The following is a 15,246-nucleotide window of genomic DNA, read 5'->3' as shown; positions in this document are numbered from 1 at the left end:
GCAAAGGCTTATATACTAAGCGATTTCAGCGTTTTATGTAGACAAAAAAACCGGGTCTTGATATACTTCGATAACCGCACATTTGTTCTTGTTTTTGCATCTTAGAAAGGAGCGGTTTCACTATGATGGGCAGATCCCATTTAATTATCAGCACCGGGGTTACCCTATCTGTTATGAGTTTGATGGCCCATGAGATTACAATCCCGGTTATTGCCGTCGCCGCATTAAGCTCGCTCCTGCCAGACATTGATGAACCGAATTCGTTACTGGTACGCAAGGCGATTCCTGACTTTCTGCTCAGGGTACTACAGGTTGCTTTGATAGGAGCAGCGATTTATCTTTATTTTGCAGGAATCGTTGAAAGCCCTTGGAATATTGTACTGGCCCTACTTGTGGGGAGTGTGACTTTCCTGCCGGGAAGAAAGCTGCGGCATCTGGTGATGGTACTAATCGCTACTGCGGTATTTGCATACGGAGGGGCATATGATCCTTGGAACTACATAGTAGCTTGTATACTCGTAGTTACATCACTTGTCCCGCATCGTGGATTGACTCATACCTTATATGCTGTTGCAGGCTGGAGCACTTTATTGTATTTTGCTTCATCGGGTATACAGGATGGTGGCAGTCTATGGATAGCAGGCGGCATGTCTTATGCGCTTCATCTATTGGCCGACTCTCTCACCCAAAGGGGAATTACGCCCCTGCCGCCCATTCCATTTAAGCTGCGTCTAAAGCTAATGAGTACAGGCACGAAAAAAGGTGGAGCTGTAGAGAATGTTTTTATCCTGCTGACACTAGCCCTAGTTGTATATGTATTTATACTTTCTCCTTGAGATTTACGGATATGAAGCACATAATGAATTACCGCTAGAACACACAGGAGGCGGCTGTTATGCGGGGGGATTCCTTAGTGAAGTGGTTTGGAAGATTGCAGATTCGTAATAAAATTATCCTTATTTTTATACCGTTGATCATTTTTCCATTGCTTGCTTTAGGCTTGCTCTCAGGACAGATGTTCAGCCGTTCGATGATCGAAAAGGCTAAGTACAATTTTAAAGATGAATCCAAGCTCATCATGCAGCAAATAGATACGATTGTAAAAAATACGGAGAGTAGTGCTAACATTATAACTACCGACATCCATCGGATGTATGCTGAACGTCCGTTGTTATCCTCGACAGTGGAGCAGACGCGGTTTCGCAATTTAATGCAGAGCCAGCTTTCTATCGATCTGATTATTTTTCCGGATGTCGACTCTGCTGTATTTGTGGATACGGAAGGGCAGATATATTCCTCTTACGCCTACGGTAATCCTAACGAACAGAAGGTATTCACCAGCGATATGCTGGAGAAGGCTAAAGAAAAAGGCAGCTACGGGGTTAACCGTTGGCTTCCCATGGAACAGAGAGATTATCTGGTTAGTGATCCGGCAGTTCCGGTGCTCACACTAAGTAAAGTCGTGTACAATCTTAAAACGGGCAACCTAATAGGTACATTATTTGTGAACGTAAAAGAAGATGCTCTCTCTGCTTTTCTGGAAACCGCTAGAGAAACCTCTTCGGACAAGAAATATTTTGTAGTAGACGGAACGCAAAGGACCGTGTCTACACCTGATAAATCAAAGCTCTTACTGAAGCCTGAGGACAGACTGAACGATAGTCTTAGGAAGACGGGAAGCTCTGTCTCGGAAATTATCGGCAGGGGGAGCGGGCGAGAGCTGGTCACTGTGACGTATTATGATAAGCTGAATTGGAAGCTTGTGAATACCATTTCGCTGCAAAAGTTAACCGCTGATATTCACCGTAATATAACGTTAACTATATTCGTGGGAATTGGATGCCTGTTACTGTCTCTGCTGCTTGCAGGAAAGCTGTCACAGATTATCGTAAATCCGCTTCTTCAGGTGACGAAGGCGATGCGTAAAGTAAGGGAAGGCGATCTGAATGTCACCTCACCAGTGACTACAGAGGATGAGACGGGGTTGATCTCCACCGTATTCAATTCCATGGTTGGTCGTATCCAGGAGCTGATGCGGACGATTACGAACGAACAAGTCCGGAAACGTGAATATGAACTAGCTCTGATTCATGCCCAGATCAAACCACATTTTCTGTACAACACACTGGATACGATTTATGTACTCAACGATTTGGAGCTTAATGAAGCAGCTCGGGATACGACCAAGGCACTGGCAGACTTCTATCGGGTTGTTCTTAGCAAAGGAAACGAGGTTATTCCACTGTCCGAGGAAGTATCAAATGCAGCTGATTATTTGGCTATTATGCAGGTTCGCAACCCCGACGTATTACGTTACGAGATTAATATCCCGAAATCTCTCGAAGAAGTTAAGGTACCCAAATTGTCCCTACAGCCACTCATAGAGAATGCAATCTACCATGGATTAAAAACAAAGGGTAGTCAGGGGCTTATCTCAATAGAGGCTTATACACACGGAAGAGAAGTTATCATTACCGTGGAGGATAACGGTGTTGGCATGTCCGAGGAGCAGGTGTCCCGGATTGTAGAATACCGCTCACGAGAAGGAAAACCGGCATCCATTGGTATATACAGCGTTCATGAACGGATTAAGCTTTATTTTGGAGAACAATATGGCCTATCGGTGGAAAGTAAACTGGGAAAGGGTACTGTTATGAAAATGACGATTCCCGGAACGGAAGCGCAGGGGGGCAGCATAGATGTATAAAGTGATGGTTGTAGATGACGAGCCGCTGTTTCGTTATTATATGCGGACCAAGCTGGATTGGAGTAAATATGATTTCAGTGTCTGTGGTGAAGCGTCAAATGGCAGAGAAGCGCTGGAAGAAGCGGAACGGACGAAACCTGATTTGGCTTTAGTGGATATTAGCATGCCCTATATGGACGGTATGGAGCTGGTTACCCGGTTACAGGCCAATGCTCCTGATATGCTGATTGTTTTTGTAACAGGGCACAATGAATTTGATTATGCGCAAAAAGCGATTCGCTTAGGTGTACAAGATTATTTATTGAAACCGTTTAACCAGCAAGAGTTTAACGAGATGATGATCAAGGTGAAGCAACGCCTTCAGTCACATAAAATAGGTGCACGCAAAGCTGGGAAGCCGGAAATAATTGCAGAAGGAACGGCTTCCAATAAGCTCTTTCCACTCCAAATGGACGAGCAGAATTCCTCTGAAGGGATAGAGGAGTTCTCCTTTCCATCCAAAGAAATCACTCATCTTGGAATTCAGGATGCCATGCTGATGGCGTTAAAGATGGGGGATGGCGATGCAGCGGCGAAGGACATAAGCAAATTAATTGAGATTCTACGACGCCAGAGAGGGGGAGGCAGCTATTCCTTTACTCTATTAATGAGTATAGTATCCCTTTGCCTTGCCTATGCTGGAGAAAGAGGGATCAATCCGGAAAGTCTCTGGAAACCAGCAGGTTCATCAGAGCAGCGGCTACGGGAGATGGATAACTGGGATGAGACCGAAAGCTGGATAAAAGGCTTGTACAGTAAAGTCATTGATCAAGGTCGTGAGCACCGCCCCTCTAAGTCGTACAATTTATTCATTGCCGCCAAAGAGTACATCCGGGAGCATTATTCCGATTGTGAGCTGACAGTTGACCAGGTGGCGAATGGCGTGTATGTAGATACCAGCTATTTACGGAAGGTTTTTCGAAAAGAAGGTGGAATCTCTGTACTTGATTTCATTACCTATACTCGTATGAAGCAGGCCAAGGAACTGCTTGCTGGAGGAAATGTGAGACTGTCCGAAATCGCCGGTAAAGTTGGCTATAATGATCCGAATTATTTCAGTAAATGCTTTAAAAAACACTATGGCATGCCGCCGTCTGAATTTGAGCAGCTGGCTGCCCGTTCCCGCCATATTGGCGTTAATAATGAAATTTAATAAACAAATTTGGTGGCGGCTCTCTGGTGAGGCCGCTTTCATTTTGTCCTGTTTATTACCGATTGTGCCCGATATGGCTCTTTTTGGGTCTTCAAGGCTCAAATATAATAGAAACAGGACGATGAAAACGCTAACAAATAGCGGTTTCAACTAGCTCCACTAAATAGAGCATCAGAAAGGGGATTCATTATGAGCAACAAGTTATTCAGAACACTGGGGGTTGCAACCGTTTTATCCTTAGCTTTCTCACTTACAGCCTGTGGTGGTAACAATGCCGGAAACGGTGGTTCAACCTCTGAAGGTTCCAATACGACCGCTGGGAATACCGATAAGAAAATTCAAATAAAAATTTATGCACAGCATTTTGACGAAGATACTTCAAAGCCATTTGATTATGCCGTAGAGGAATTAAAAAAGGAAATGCCGGAGGTGGAGATTGTACTGGATGAGGCTGTTCAAGATGGCTACCAGAAGCTGAAAACATATGCCGCGACTGGGAACATGCCGGATATTTATGAAACAGACTGGCCTACGCTGCAAACCTTCGCCAAATCTAAAAATGTCGAGCTGCTTGATGAATACCAAGCCACCAAAGATTTCAAAGCGAATCTAAACACAGGGAATGAGTCCCGTCTGATTGCCCCAGACGGTCATGTATACGCATTCCCGTATACGGGAATTGAATTCCAAATGTTGTTTTACAACAAGGATATCTTTAAAGAGGTAGGCATCGAGATGCCGATCAAGACGATCGATCAGCTGGCTGAAGCGGCTAAGAAGCTTTCTACAGCAGGGTATACACCGCTCTCAATTTTCGCGAAGGAGAAATGGATCACTACTTCTTTTTATAGCGGACTTGTGACTCGTGAGGAGACGAAAGGGTTTGGCCCACTCGAAACGAAGGGAACGACAACATTGCCTTCGCCTTATGTAACAGCAGCAGAACAAATGAAGAAGCTGGAAGAAGCGGGCCTGTTCGACGTCAATGCTACGAATACCAATTATGATCAAGCTTCATCTTTGTTCTACCAAGGAAAAGCTGGCATGTTCGTCAACGGTCAGTGGGAAATCTACAGCAGTGCTGAGAAGCTTGGGGATAAAGTGGATTGGATGTACTGGCCAGCTAAGGACGAAGCGACTTATGAGAACAACAAAATGTACATTAACGGTGCAGGAGGTCCTGGTGGCTTTGCAGTTTCTCCAAGCAGCAAGAATGTAGAGACTGCAGTGAAAGTAGCTAGTTTTATCGCACAAAAATATAGCGAATACAAATATACACAGCTGGGTAGCCCGATCGTAGCGACTAAAGTGGATAAAGAAATGACCGGTGAAGTGCCTGCCATGATGAAAAGAATCGCTGAAGAAGTGCTGCCAAACGTGAAAGGTTACGCTAATGCGGTAAGCAGTGTTCAAATTAAAAATGCACTGGACGACAATACACAAAATATGTTGATCGAAGGATTCTCGGCTAAGCAGTTCACGGATAACATGAACCGTGTGCTGAACAAAGAAAATAAATAATTAGAGAAATAAAAATAAATAAAAATTGGTCCATGCCCTGCAGCTTACCCGGATCGAGCCCTTATATCGGGTGAGCAGCTTGGCAAGGAAGGAGTGGAATCTTACCGCATGCATAAATACTTAGGTAATAAGAAAGCCATAATGCTGTTTCTGCTTCCCGCTCTGTTGATTTATAGCGTAGTGATTATCTATCCAGTGCTTCAATCGTTTTATCGTAGCTTTTTCGAGTGGGACGGGCTCAGTACGGCTACTTTTAACGGTTTGTCCAATTATGTAGAGATGTTTGATGATCCATTGCTTTTGACATCACTTCGTAACGGCCTTATTTTTGCACTGGTACTCGCTGTATTTCAGATCGGATTGGGAACCATTCTTGCGCTTGCCTGTGCCGATCCGCGAATCAAAGGGCGTAAGTTGTTGAAAACAGCTTATTTTATCCCCGTAGTTCTGTCGGTTACGGTTGTTTGTCAGCTATGGATTGCCATCTATGATCCGAATAACGGATTGATCAATAGGCTTTTTGAAATTTTGCATATTCCTTATCAACAAAACTGGCTCACTTCTCCAACCACATCCATAATTGCGATTGCCTTTGTTAATGCCTGGCAGTTCATGGGTTACCAGTTCAGTCTTTTATATGCGGGGGTTAAATCTGTCCCTGAGCAGTACATGGAAGCTGCCACGATTGACGGTTGCTCCAAATGGATGGCGCATCGTAAGGTGACGATTCCAATGATGAAGGAGACGTTCAAATTCTGTCTGATCATTGCCATTACTTCAGGAATCGGTGCTTTTGTACAAATGTTGATTATGACTAACGGCGGACCGGGAACGAGTAACTATACGCTTACCTTTATGATTTATCGTTATGCATTCTTGGAAAGCAACTACGGCTATGCCTGTGCGGTATCGGTTGTGCTTGTCCTTCTGTCGCTTCTGGCCACCATTATTATCAACAAGACATTTGACCGAAATGAAGCATAAGGCAGTACGCCGGAAAGGAAAAGGAACGTTATGAAAAAAGTGAGAGCATTGCTCATACAGCTTCCCTTATGGATTTATTTTATCATTTCCATCTATCCGCTATTATGGATGATTTCTTATTCTCTGAAAAATAACGACGAGATTTTTGTCACCAACCCTTTCGGATTTCCGACTAATTTCCGGATTGAAAACTATGTGGCCGCTTGGTCACAGTTCAATATACCACGATATTTTACGAATAGCTTGGTAGTCTCTACGATTTCAACGCTACTTATTATCATATTATCGCTGATGTTCTCATTCGCAATTTCCCGGCTGCGGTGGAGATTCCGTGAAGGGATCAGATTGTATATGACGATCGGAATGTTCATGCCGCTGCAGGTAATTATGATTCCACTTGCCATACTCGTACGGGATTTACATCTGACTAATACCTACGGTGGGCTGATTGTTCCTTATGTCGCCATTGGATTGCCGTTCTCTTGTCTGGTATTCTACGGCTTTATGAAGGGTATCCCTGGGGAGCTGGAGGAATCCGCTTGTATGGACGGCGCGAATGTATACCGGATGTTTCTGCAGATTATTGTGCCGGTTGTAACGCCAGCTGTCGCAACAGTAGCCATTTTTCAATTTCTGAACAACTGGAATGAATTTTTGCTGGCTTATATTCTGATCTCTGATGAGGGGATGAAAACACTGCCGCTGGGTCTATTGTTCTTCCAAGGCCAATACAGCACAGACTGGGGTGGCATGGGGGCGGTTATGACGATGGCGAGTCTGCCAATGGTTATTGTCTATTTGTTCTTTAGTGAGCAGGTGGAACGGGCAATGACAGTTGGATCTGCTGTAAAAGGATAAAGCGAAGAGTATTAATTCATGCAAAAGAGGACTTCTGGCGAATGCGCAGGAGTCCTCTTTTTGATTCAAATCATGACCAGTGAATTCATCCTATTCCTCTAGGAAGACCAATCCGATAAAATCCTCCGGCTCAATACGACCGAAATAATGCTTCAAATCGAGATCAGCTAATGCTTCTCTAACCTCAGCCTCGTCATAACGTTTGCCACGAAGTGCATTTTCAACATCTACTACGTCACCGACTCCGAAGAAGTCACCATAGATTTTGATGTCTTTAATGAGGGAATCTTCAATATCCATCCGAATATCAATAATTCCGGCAGGGAATTTGCGCGTGTGCTTAACGTTGCTTTTTGGTGACAGACCGTAGTTCCAGTCCCAGTTCTGGTAGTGCTCCTTGGAGATCTCGCTAATTTTGTCCCAGTCGGCTTGTTGCAGCTTGTACTGAGGAACCTCAGAAGAATCCATGCCAAAGATCGAACGCAGCAGGCCGGCGCGGAACTCCTCGATCGTCATATCTGTACCCAGCAGCTCTTTGATATTCGCTACACGACTGCGTACGGATTTGGTGCTCTTTGATTTAAACTTCTCTGGATTCACTTTTAGAGAGGCTTGTACATCATCTAAATTAAGATTGAACATCAAGGTACCATGGCTGAACATACGTCCGCGTGTGGAGAACTGAGCGTTACCGGAAATCTTTTGCTCACCAACTTGCAGATCATTCCTTCCGCTTAGCTCGGCGTTAACGCCCATGCTTTGCAGGTAATCGATGACCGGTTGGGTGAATTTCAAAAAGTTATGAAAGGATTGGCCGTCATCCTTGGTAATAAAGCTGAAGTTCAAATTTCCAAGATCGTGATAAACAGCTCCACCGCCGGATAGACGACGTACGACCTGAATATTATTATCTTTTACATACTCTTGGTTAATTTCTTCGATAGTATTCTGATGTTTCCCGATGATGATGGATGGGCTGTTGATATAAAAAAGCAGGTAACTCTCGTCCATCGGCAAGTGCTTCAGCGCATATTCCTCAATCGCCAAATTGATGGATGCGTCAGTAATCCCTGTGTTATCAATAAAAAGCATAGTGAATTCCTCCGTCGCAGCAAAATTGATTACAACCTTCATTTTAAACCAAAAGCGGTTTTTTAACAAAAGAGATCACATCTTTGAGATTCATGTCGGTTTGGGGGAAGCAGGGGATTTAGCTGGTTCCTTCTGCGAAAGCATTGACGTTCTTCCGGCAAAGAGTCAATAATGGTGGCAATGACATACATATCGTGCTAGAGAAAGTAGATAGAGGGAGTGTAATTATGCTTGAAAAATATGGACATGGCGGTGATTTGCTGACGGCAGCGGAGCTCTATGGAGAAGCTGGGGGCACATTTCTCGACTATAGTGCCAACATCAATCCACTCGGTCCTCCACCGGAAGTTTTGGAGCTGCTCAGAACAGCACTGTCAACGGTGGTTACATATCCGGACCCTGGACACCGACGCTTTAAACAACTACTGGCGGAAAATCTTGGCGTAGATAGTGGCTGGTTAACCGTGGGTAACGGAGCAGCGGAATCTATGGCTTTGCTGCTGTTGGCGATAGCTCCGCAAAAGGTTGGCATCGTGGAACCTTGTTTCTCTGAGTATAGGCAGCTTTCCGGGCAATTTGGTGCTGAAGTATTGTCGGTCCAGGGGACTAGGGAACAGCATTTTCGCGCTGGAGTGGAGGAGATTGCCGGGTTGCTGGAACAGGTGGAGCTGTTATTTCTCGGACAGCCGAATAATCCCAATGGAGTTCAGTATGCTGTGGATGAACTGCGCTTGTTAGCACAGAAGGCTGAAAGCTGCGGGACTTATTTGGCTGTGGATGAAGCTTTTATTGACTTTATCCCGGAGTCAGAGCGAAATACACTCCTGCCGGAGCTGGAGCAGTTTCCGCATACGGTTCTGGTGCGGTCGATGACGAAGTTTTATGCGATTCCCGGACTGCGTCTCGGGTTTGCGATTTCGCATCCGAAGCTGGCGAAGGCGATGAGCGGAAAGCAGGTCACCTGGAGTGTGAACGGCTTGGCGCTGCTGGCAGGGGAAGCCTGCCTTACAAGCGGACGTGACTATGAACAGCGCACGCGTGAGCTTATTGCAGCAGAACGCGAAACGCTGCGGCAGGGTCTAGTGCAGTTGGGCTGCGATGTCCCACCGGGAGAAGCCAATTTTCTGCTCTGTGGCTTGCCGTCACCGTGGAGTGCGGCTGAGCTGCAGACTAGGCTTGGCCGCGTAGGTATACTTGTGCGCAGCTGCGCTATGTATGCAGGGTTAGCTTCAGGGCATATTCGAGTTGCTGTTAAGGGACATGAGGATAATGCCCGCCTTTTGCTGCAGATGGCGGAGATTCTAGTGACTAAGTGACAGGTGCACGTATTCCTTAATGATGTGCGGAGGGAGCTGACAGCGCTATTGGCGGGGCATCCTTTCGAGGATGGTTGTAAGTATTCAATGAAAGAAATGAGCGGTGAAAGGAGCGGGATCGGCTATGGTGGAAGTGGAGATTCCATTTAATCTTGCAGGGGGAATCAGGGAGTATCGTCCGGCCGTCTGGCCAGGGCTTGCTCTGCAGTGGAAGGATAAGCATCTGCTGCTGGAGCTGCCAGCAGCAGCGGATGGTTTATCGAGCGCGTTCTACGGCGGAGGAATGAACCGGCTGCAGCGGGCGGTTAATTTATATGTAGATCGCAATTACGAATGTAGTGATCCTGTCCAGGATATGGAGAATAAGCTGCGCGATTGGGGTTATCCTTTATCCGGCTGTGCCGGTCTGATGACGGCTGTACCGCTAGAGCATGCAGCGGTAGCTGAAGAGGACACGGGTTCAGCGGGGATTTTTGTTTGCGTTACAGCCGCCGCAGGAAATGCTGCGCGCTCAGGCGTGGAACGCAATGTATTGGCTGTGTATCGGCCGGGTACGATTAACATCATGCTCTGCATTGATGGCCGCCTGACACCGGCGGCCATGGTCAATGCTGTGCAGACAGCTGTCGAAGCCAAAGCTGCTGCGCTGGCAGATCTCGGGATTACCGATCCGGAGAATGGCCTAATCGCAACCGGCACAACTACGGATGCTATTGTACTCGCTGTGAGCCAAAGCGGGAGATACAGCGCCGAGCATGTCTACGCCGGAACAGCAACCGATCTCGGAGGCGCTATCGGCCGGCTTATATATAGCGCTGTGACGGGCAGCCTGCTGTCGGTGCAGGCAAGGAAGGACAGCTAATGACAATGGATAGCTGGAGAAGTAGAAGATTGTTCAGAGGTGATTGCCTGTGACAATCGCTTTGGTGTTGCTTGCGGCTTATGTGATTGACCGGATCGTAGGTGATCCGCGTAACCTGCCTCATCCCGTAATTGGTATGGGCAAAGCAATTACGGCTCTGGAGTGGGCGATCCGTCGTTTATGGTCCCGCCCGCAAAGCCTGCGCAGAGCTGGGGTGTTACTTCCGCTATGTGTGGCGGGCGGTGCTTGGGCACTGACAGCCATCCTGCTATGGCTGCTGTCATATATCTCACCTTGGCTCGTCTGGATAGCCGAGGTTTGGTTGATTTCAACCACGATTGCCTCCAAGGGACTAAAAGATGCAGGAATGGCGGTGTACGTGGAATTGCAGAAGGGCGATCTCCCTGCTGCCCGCAAGGCTTTGGGGATGATCGTGGGACGTGATACGACTTCGCTAGACGCCCCTGAAATTGTCCGTGGAACGGTGGAGACCGTAGCAGAGAATATTGTCGATGCGATTATTTCTCCACTTTTCTACGCGCTGATTGGCGGTGCGCCGCTTGCTATGGCTTATCGGGCGGTCAATACACTCGATTCAATGGTTGGTTATAAGAACGATAAATACCGTGATCTCGGCTGGGCATCTGCCCGGCTCGATGATGTTGCTAACTTCATCCCGGCACGGATTACGGCATTACTTTTGGCTCTATGTGCAGGGATGCTTCGTCTGGATTGGCGTAGTTGCCTGCAAATGGTGAAGCGGGATGCACATCTACATCCAAGCCCTAACAGCGGTTATCCAGAATCAGCTGTGGCTGGCGCACTTGGCATCCGACTCGGAGGCGAAAATGTGTATCATGGCGTCGCTTCTTTTCGGGCTTATATGGGTGATCCGGTACGTACGATGGAACCAAATGATATTATCCAGACCTCGCGGATGATGATGCTCTGCTCTTCAATATTTGTAGGTCTATGCGCGGTTGCGGCATGGATATGGATTGGAGGCTGAGCGTCGGTATGGCAATTCCCTCTATAGAGCTTGAGCTAGTGCTTATCCGACACGGGCAGACGAAATGGAATGTTGAGCATCGTTACCTGGGACATACGGATCTTCCATTGCTTCCTGACGCAAGTGAGCGGCTATCCCAACTTCAGCAGCAGATCTGCATGCAGGCTGAGTTATCAGGTGGTTTTTGGCGTGTGTTCTGTAGCGATTTGCTAAGATGTCAGGAGACCTTGGCTTTCGTAGCACCTTCACTAGAGCAGGACGCTATTTACGATCAGCGGCTTCGTGAAATGAACTTCGGAGCTTGGGAAGGCTGCACCTATGAGCAGTTGAAAGATAACTCTCTATATAGACATTGGATTGATGATCCTTCAAAGGTTACACCGCCAGAAGGAGAATCGTGGACAGAATTCGATGCACGGTTGCGTAGTTTCCTGTTAGATCTAGGTCAAGCTGCTATGGCTGCATTTGGATGCTGTGCTATCAAGGAGAAAAAAAGTGAGGTTACATCGAATAGAGTAATGGTAGTGACGCATGGGGGGGTAATCAGGAATTTACTTGCACAGTTAGTTCCTGACCTCACATTCTACAGTGCAGTGGCTCCTTCTCCAGGGAATGTAATGGTACTAAAAATACTCTGGCAGCATGGACAATGGTCAGCTGATAAAGCTGATATTGTGGAAAAAGGATGATTACATGAAAAAAGGGTTCCACATCATTAGGAAAACCTAATAGGTGGAACCCTTTATGTTTGAACTATCGTTTGCTGTCAGCAGAATAACGTGGTTAATTAGAGGTTAGGTAACCATTCCGTATAGGTATCTGCACGTGATTGTAATTCATTATACAGCATGCTGGCATGGTAACCGTCGCACACAGCATGGTGGAATTGCCCCGAGATGGGTAATAGTATTTTTTTGTCTTGCTGAAAATATTTCCCTATCGTAAAGATGGGAAGTAGGTAGGTTCCCTCGTTATACACGTTCAGGTTAAAGCTCGTGAAGCTGACCCACGGAATGCTGGAAATAGGGAAGGTGTTCGATGGTTCGTTTGCTTTAGCGATAAATTGTTTCACACTTCCGTACATTTTCATATCATCGAGATAACGGTTATAGAAATCATTAAACTGTTCACCGTACGAAGTCCAGATGCTTGAGAAAGTTTTATCATCATCATGGAAAATTGTAAAACTAGGTGACAAGCTATCCCAATAACCTAATCTACCTTCAGAATCAAAACATGTGCGGAATTCACTATGACGGTTCACCACCGTAGTTATCATGTGGATTAGTGCTGGGTACAGCTTAATTCCCTTATGCTTAAGCTCTGACAGTAGAAGGGTGATATCAATATTTACGGTCATGCTATAGGTGCATCTGACATTGTTTAAATAATGTTCAAAATAGGGTTTTCTACTCCAGTTATCAATGACAATCGGGTTAAAAATCATTTATTATGACCTCCTAAAATTATTTCGTTTTTCATTTTAGGAGGTCTGCTGGACTGATTTCACCATATCCTTATCACTATCCCTTGAGAAAGTATTTTGTAACGATGAGTATACCATCAATTGGAAGGGAGATGCATTTATAATGCTGAGCGAAAAGTTAGTTATTGAAAAATTGCTTCAGCAAAAGCGTACGAGTGTTGCTTCCATCGTAGTGATGATGTGCGGTGTAGCGGGGTCGGGTAAAACAACTTTTGCTAAAAAGCTGGAGAAAGAGGGATTCGCCAGACTTTCGATAGATGAAGATATTTGGGCCACGCACGGCCGTTTCGGGGTGGATTATCCAGAGCAGAATTATGAGTTCTATAAAGAAGAGTCGGAGATAAAACTGCGGGGGGAGCTGGTGAATCTGCTTCAGGCAAAACATCATGTTGTCATCGATTTCAGCTTCTGGCAACGTCAGAGACGGAACGATTACAAGCAACTTATTGAGGATTATGCTGGCGTGTGGGAACTGATTCACTTAAAGGTTCAGCCGGATGAATTACGTCAGAGACTGCTTATCCGGAGTGAACGTTTTGACGCCAATGCCGCATTTCCGATTACTGAGGACATATTAACCCGGTTTTTAAATGGTTTTGAGATCCCTGCTGGAGAAGGGGAGCTTGTGATCGAAGCATAGATCTGTAACTTGATTTTTGGGCATTTGTCCCCTCATAGAACCACAGCCGGATTAAAATCCCATGGCTGTGGTTCTTTTTTTAAGCGAGTGATTGTGCCATGATAGTCATGGGGGCGATTGAGAGATGTTTAAGGATTTTAAGCTCATAGCCGGACGGCCGGTGTATATACAAATTAAAGACTATATGAAGCACTTAATCATAAAAGGCGGTCTGCAAGGCAATCAAAAGCTGCCCTCCACACGAGAGCTCAGCACATTGCTTAAGGTTAGCCGCAACTCCGTAATCTCTGCTTATGCAGGGCTTGAGGATGATGGCTTTGCTTATGCCGTGCAAGGGCAAGGAAGTTATGTTGCAGCTACGCCGCCCGGCAGTGAAACGATCTCTTCCTGGACGATGGACTGGAAGTCACGTCTCAATGATCGCGCGGTGCTGGCGGAGGAACTGGATATCATGAAGCGCGGGATTCGAGCGGAGAAGGGGACGATCTCCTTCACCAGCATAGCGCCTGATGAGAGTCTTTTTGATCTGGATAATGTGAAGCGGTCCTTTATGGATCGGATGTCGGTAGAAGGCAACGTTCTGCTAAATTACGGCTATGCCAAAGGGTATAAGCCTTTAATAGACTATTTGAAGCAGTATATGGAGCACAAGGGCGTTGAAATGAGGGGCAAGGATATATTGATCACCAATGGTTTTACAGAGGGGTTCGATATTGTATTGTCTGCTCTGAGTAAAAAAAATGGTTCGGTCATTTGTGAGAATCCGACGCATCATACAGCGATCAAAAATTTGAAGCTGAACGGTTTTGAGATCACCGGGATTTCGATGGAGCGTGATGGGATTGATTTGGCGGAGCTGGAGAAAGCATTGCAACAGCAAGCTTTTGACTGTGCATACTTCGTCCCTTCTTACCATAATCCGACCGGAATTGTAATGTCTCCAGAGAAAAGACAGCGGCTAATGAAGCTGATGAATCGCTACCAAGTCCCGGTGATTGAGGATGGTTTTAACGAGGAATTACGATATTCGGGCTCACATGTGGCTCCACTTATCGCAGCAGCAGGCAGCGGCAACAGCGTGATTTATCTCGGCAGCTTCTCCAAGGTATTATTTCCGGGACTACGTGTAGGTTGGGTGCTGGCGGATCAGGAGTTGATTAATTCCCTCGAAAGCGTCAAGCGCGCCCGTACCATTCATACCTCGACGCTGGATCAATCCATTTTATATCAGTATTTATTGGGTGGCCATTTAGAGAAATATTTGAAAAAAGCCAGAGCGGAATACAAACGAAAGTATGAATTAACCCTGCAATGCTGCAAGGATTTTATTCCTTATACGGCGCTGTCAGGGGACGGTGGCCTGCATCTTTTTGTATCCTTCGCGGAGGGCTTTAATACAAGGACGCTGTTGGCGGCCTGTCATGAGCAAGGGGTTATTTTTACAGCAGGAGATATATTCTTCACGGACGGTAAGGGTCAAAATACGATACGGATCGGTTTCTCCAGAGTGACGGATGAGGATATCCGCAAGGGGATCGAGATTATTGGCAGAACAGCTCGACAACTAATGGGATAAAGA

14 protein-coding genes are annotated in these 15,246 nt (G+C 46.2%); 12 read left to right on the top strand and 2 right to left on the bottom strand.

Going from position 1 to position 15,246, the window contains the following annotated elements; genetic code table 11:
• Positions 1-122 precede the first annotated feature (122 nt).
• The 6 genes from MKY63_RS04460 to MKY63_RS04435 all read left to right on the top strand — a co-directional run bounded on the left by MKY63_RS04460 (position 123) and on the right by MKY63_RS04435 (position 7,262).
• Complete coding sequence (locus MKY63_RS04460) at positions 123-836, top strand: metal-dependent hydrolase (RefSeq protein ID WP_076128159.1); 714 nt, start codon at positions 123-125, stop codon at positions 834-836.
• A gap of 59 nt (positions 837-895) precedes the next feature.
• Positions 896-2,707: a sensor histidine kinase gene (locus MKY63_RS04455; RefSeq protein WP_339811684.1), complete on the top strand. Its 1,812-nt coding sequence runs from the start codon at positions 896-898 to the stop codon at positions 2,705-2,707.
• Complete coding sequence (locus tag MKY63_RS04450; RefSeq protein WP_280752590.1) at positions 2,700-3,899, top strand: response regulator; 1,200 nt, start codon at positions 2,700-2,702, stop codon at positions 3,897-3,899. Before MKY63_RS04455 ends, MKY63_RS04450 begins: the two co-directional genes overlap by 8 nt.
• A gap of 189 nt (positions 3,900-4,088) precedes the next feature.
• Positions 4,089-5,420 carry an extracellular solute-binding protein gene (locus tag MKY63_RS04445; protein ID WP_052096834.1) on the top strand — a complete coding sequence of 444 codons (1,332 nt, stop codon included), beginning with the start codon at positions 4,089-4,091 and terminating at the stop codon, positions 5,418-5,420.
• A gap of 108 nt (positions 5,421-5,528) precedes the next feature.
• Positions 5,529-6,404: a sugar ABC transporter permease gene (locus tag MKY63_RS04440; protein ID WP_038569153.1), complete on the top strand. Its 876-nt coding sequence runs from the start codon at positions 5,529-5,531 to the stop codon at positions 6,402-6,404.
• A gap of 30 nt (positions 6,405-6,434) precedes the next feature.
• Positions 6,435-7,262, top strand: a complete 828-nt coding sequence (locus MKY63_RS04435) for a carbohydrate ABC transporter permease (RefSeq protein ID WP_339811679.1) — start codon at positions 6,435-6,437, stop codon at positions 7,260-7,262.
• 90 nt (positions 7,263-7,352) lie between these two features.
• Here MKY63_RS04435 and MKY63_RS04430 read toward each other — a convergent pair whose 3' ends face one another.
• A complete protein-coding gene (locus MKY63_RS04430; protein WP_076104829.1) occupies positions 7,353-8,354 on the bottom strand; it encodes a lipoate--protein ligase in 1,002 nt (333 codons plus the stop codon).
• A gap of 227 nt (positions 8,355-8,581) precedes the next feature.
• On the opposite strand from MKY63_RS04430, the gene MKY63_RS04425 reads away from it, so the two are divergent.
• The 4 genes from MKY63_RS04425 to MKY63_RS04410 all read left to right on the top strand — a co-directional run bounded on the left by MKY63_RS04425 (position 8,582) and on the right by MKY63_RS04410 (position 12,230).
• Entirely contained in the window at positions 8,582-9,670 is a 1,089-nt protein-coding gene (locus MKY63_RS04425) for a threonine-phosphate decarboxylase (RefSeq protein WP_339811676.1), read from the top strand.
• A 124-nt stretch (positions 9,671-9,794) separates the two neighbouring features.
• Positions 9,795-10,532, top strand: a complete 738-nt coding sequence (locus MKY63_RS04420; RefSeq protein WP_339811674.1) for an adenosylcobinamide amidohydrolase — start codon at positions 9,795-9,797, stop codon at positions 10,530-10,532.
• Between the two features lie 49 nt (positions 10,533-10,581).
• Positions 10,582-11,541, top strand: a complete 960-nt coding sequence (gene cbiB, locus MKY63_RS04415; protein ID WP_038569160.1) for an adenosylcobinamide-phosphate synthase CbiB — start codon at positions 10,582-10,584, stop codon at positions 11,539-11,541.
• An 8-nt stretch (positions 11,542-11,549) separates the two neighbouring features.
• Positions 11,550-12,230: a histidine phosphatase family protein gene (locus MKY63_RS04410; protein ID WP_052096836.1), complete on the top strand. Its 681-nt coding sequence runs from the start codon at positions 11,550-11,552 to the stop codon at positions 12,228-12,230.
• A 98-nt stretch (positions 12,231-12,328) separates the two neighbouring features.
• Here the strand turns inward: MKY63_RS04410 and catA are convergent, their stop codons facing one another.
• The gene (gene catA, locus MKY63_RS04405) at positions 12,329-12,988 is read right to left on the bottom strand and encodes a type A chloramphenicol O-acetyltransferase (RefSeq protein WP_038569162.1); all 660 of its coding nucleotides are present in this window, start codon (positions 12,986-12,988) and stop codon (positions 12,329-12,331) included.
• A 142-nt stretch (positions 12,989-13,130) separates the two neighbouring features.
• Between catA and MKY63_RS04400 the strand changes: the two genes are divergently transcribed.
• Together MKY63_RS04400 and MKY63_RS04395 are read left to right on the top strand one after the other, a co-directional pair.
• The gene (locus MKY63_RS04400; protein ID WP_036681786.1) at positions 13,131-13,667 is read left to right on the top strand and encodes an ATP-binding protein; all 537 of its coding nucleotides are present in this window, start codon (positions 13,131-13,133) and stop codon (positions 13,665-13,667) included.
• Positions 13,668-13,791: 124 nt separating this feature from the next.
• A complete protein-coding gene (locus tag MKY63_RS04395) occupies positions 13,792-15,243 on the top strand; it encodes a PLP-dependent aminotransferase family protein (protein ID WP_038569164.1) in 1,452 nt (483 codons plus the stop codon).
• The last annotated feature ends 3 nt before the right edge of the window (positions 15,244-15,246 follow it).

It is taken from the genome of Paenibacillus sp. FSL R7-0189 (assembly GCF_037969925.1).
GTDB lineage: Bacteria > Bacillota > Bacilli > Paenibacillales > Paenibacillaceae > Paenibacillus_AQ > Paenibacillus_AQ odorifer.
This window is presented reverse-complemented; position numbering and strand designations above follow the sequence as displayed.

Excerpts from the sequence above, each read along its gene's own strand:
- MKY63_RS04455 (WP_339811684.1), top strand. The coding sequence starts at position 896 with ATGCGGGGGGATTCCTTAGTGAAGTGGTTTGGAAGATTGCAGATTCGT.
- MKY63_RS04425 (WP_339811676.1), top strand. The coding sequence starts at position 8,582 with ATGCTTGAAAAATATGGACATGGCGGTGATTTGCTGACGGCAGCGGAG.
- MKY63_RS04430 (WP_076104829.1), bottom strand. The coding sequence starts at position 8,354 with ATGCTTTTTATTGATAACACAGGGATTACTGACGCATCCATCAATTTG.
- MKY63_RS04410 (WP_052096836.1), top strand. The coding sequence starts at position 11,550 with ATGGCAATTCCCTCTATAGAGCTTGAGCTAGTGCTTATCCGACACGGG.
- catA (WP_038569162.1), bottom strand. The coding sequence starts at position 12,988 with ATGATTTTTAACCCGATTGTCATTGATAACTGGAGTAGAAAACCCTAT.
- MKY63_RS04460 (WP_076128159.1), top strand. The coding sequence starts at position 123 with ATGATGGGCAGATCCCATTTAATTATCAGCACCGGGGTTACCCTATCT.
- MKY63_RS04450 (WP_280752590.1), top strand. The coding sequence starts at position 2,700 with ATGTATAAAGTGATGGTTGTAGATGACGAGCCGCTGTTTCGTTATTAT.
- MKY63_RS04435 (WP_339811679.1), top strand. The coding sequence starts at position 6,435 with ATGAAAAAAGTGAGAGCATTGCTCATACAGCTTCCCTTATGGATTTAT.
- MKY63_RS04400 (WP_036681786.1), top strand. The coding sequence starts at position 13,131 with ATGCTGAGCGAAAAGTTAGTTATTGAAAAATTGCTTCAGCAAAAGCGT.
- MKY63_RS04420 (WP_339811674.1), top strand. The coding sequence starts at position 9,795 with ATGGTGGAAGTGGAGATTCCATTTAATCTTGCAGGGGGAATCAGGGAG.
- MKY63_RS04440 (WP_038569153.1), top strand. The coding sequence starts at position 5,529 with ATGCATAAATACTTAGGTAATAAGAAAGCCATAATGCTGTTTCTGCTT.
- MKY63_RS04445 (WP_052096834.1), top strand. The coding sequence starts at position 4,089 with ATGAGCAACAAGTTATTCAGAACACTGGGGGTTGCAACCGTTTTATCC.
- MKY63_RS04395 (WP_038569164.1), top strand. The coding sequence starts at position 13,792 with ATGTTTAAGGATTTTAAGCTCATAGCCGGACGGCCGGTGTATATACAA.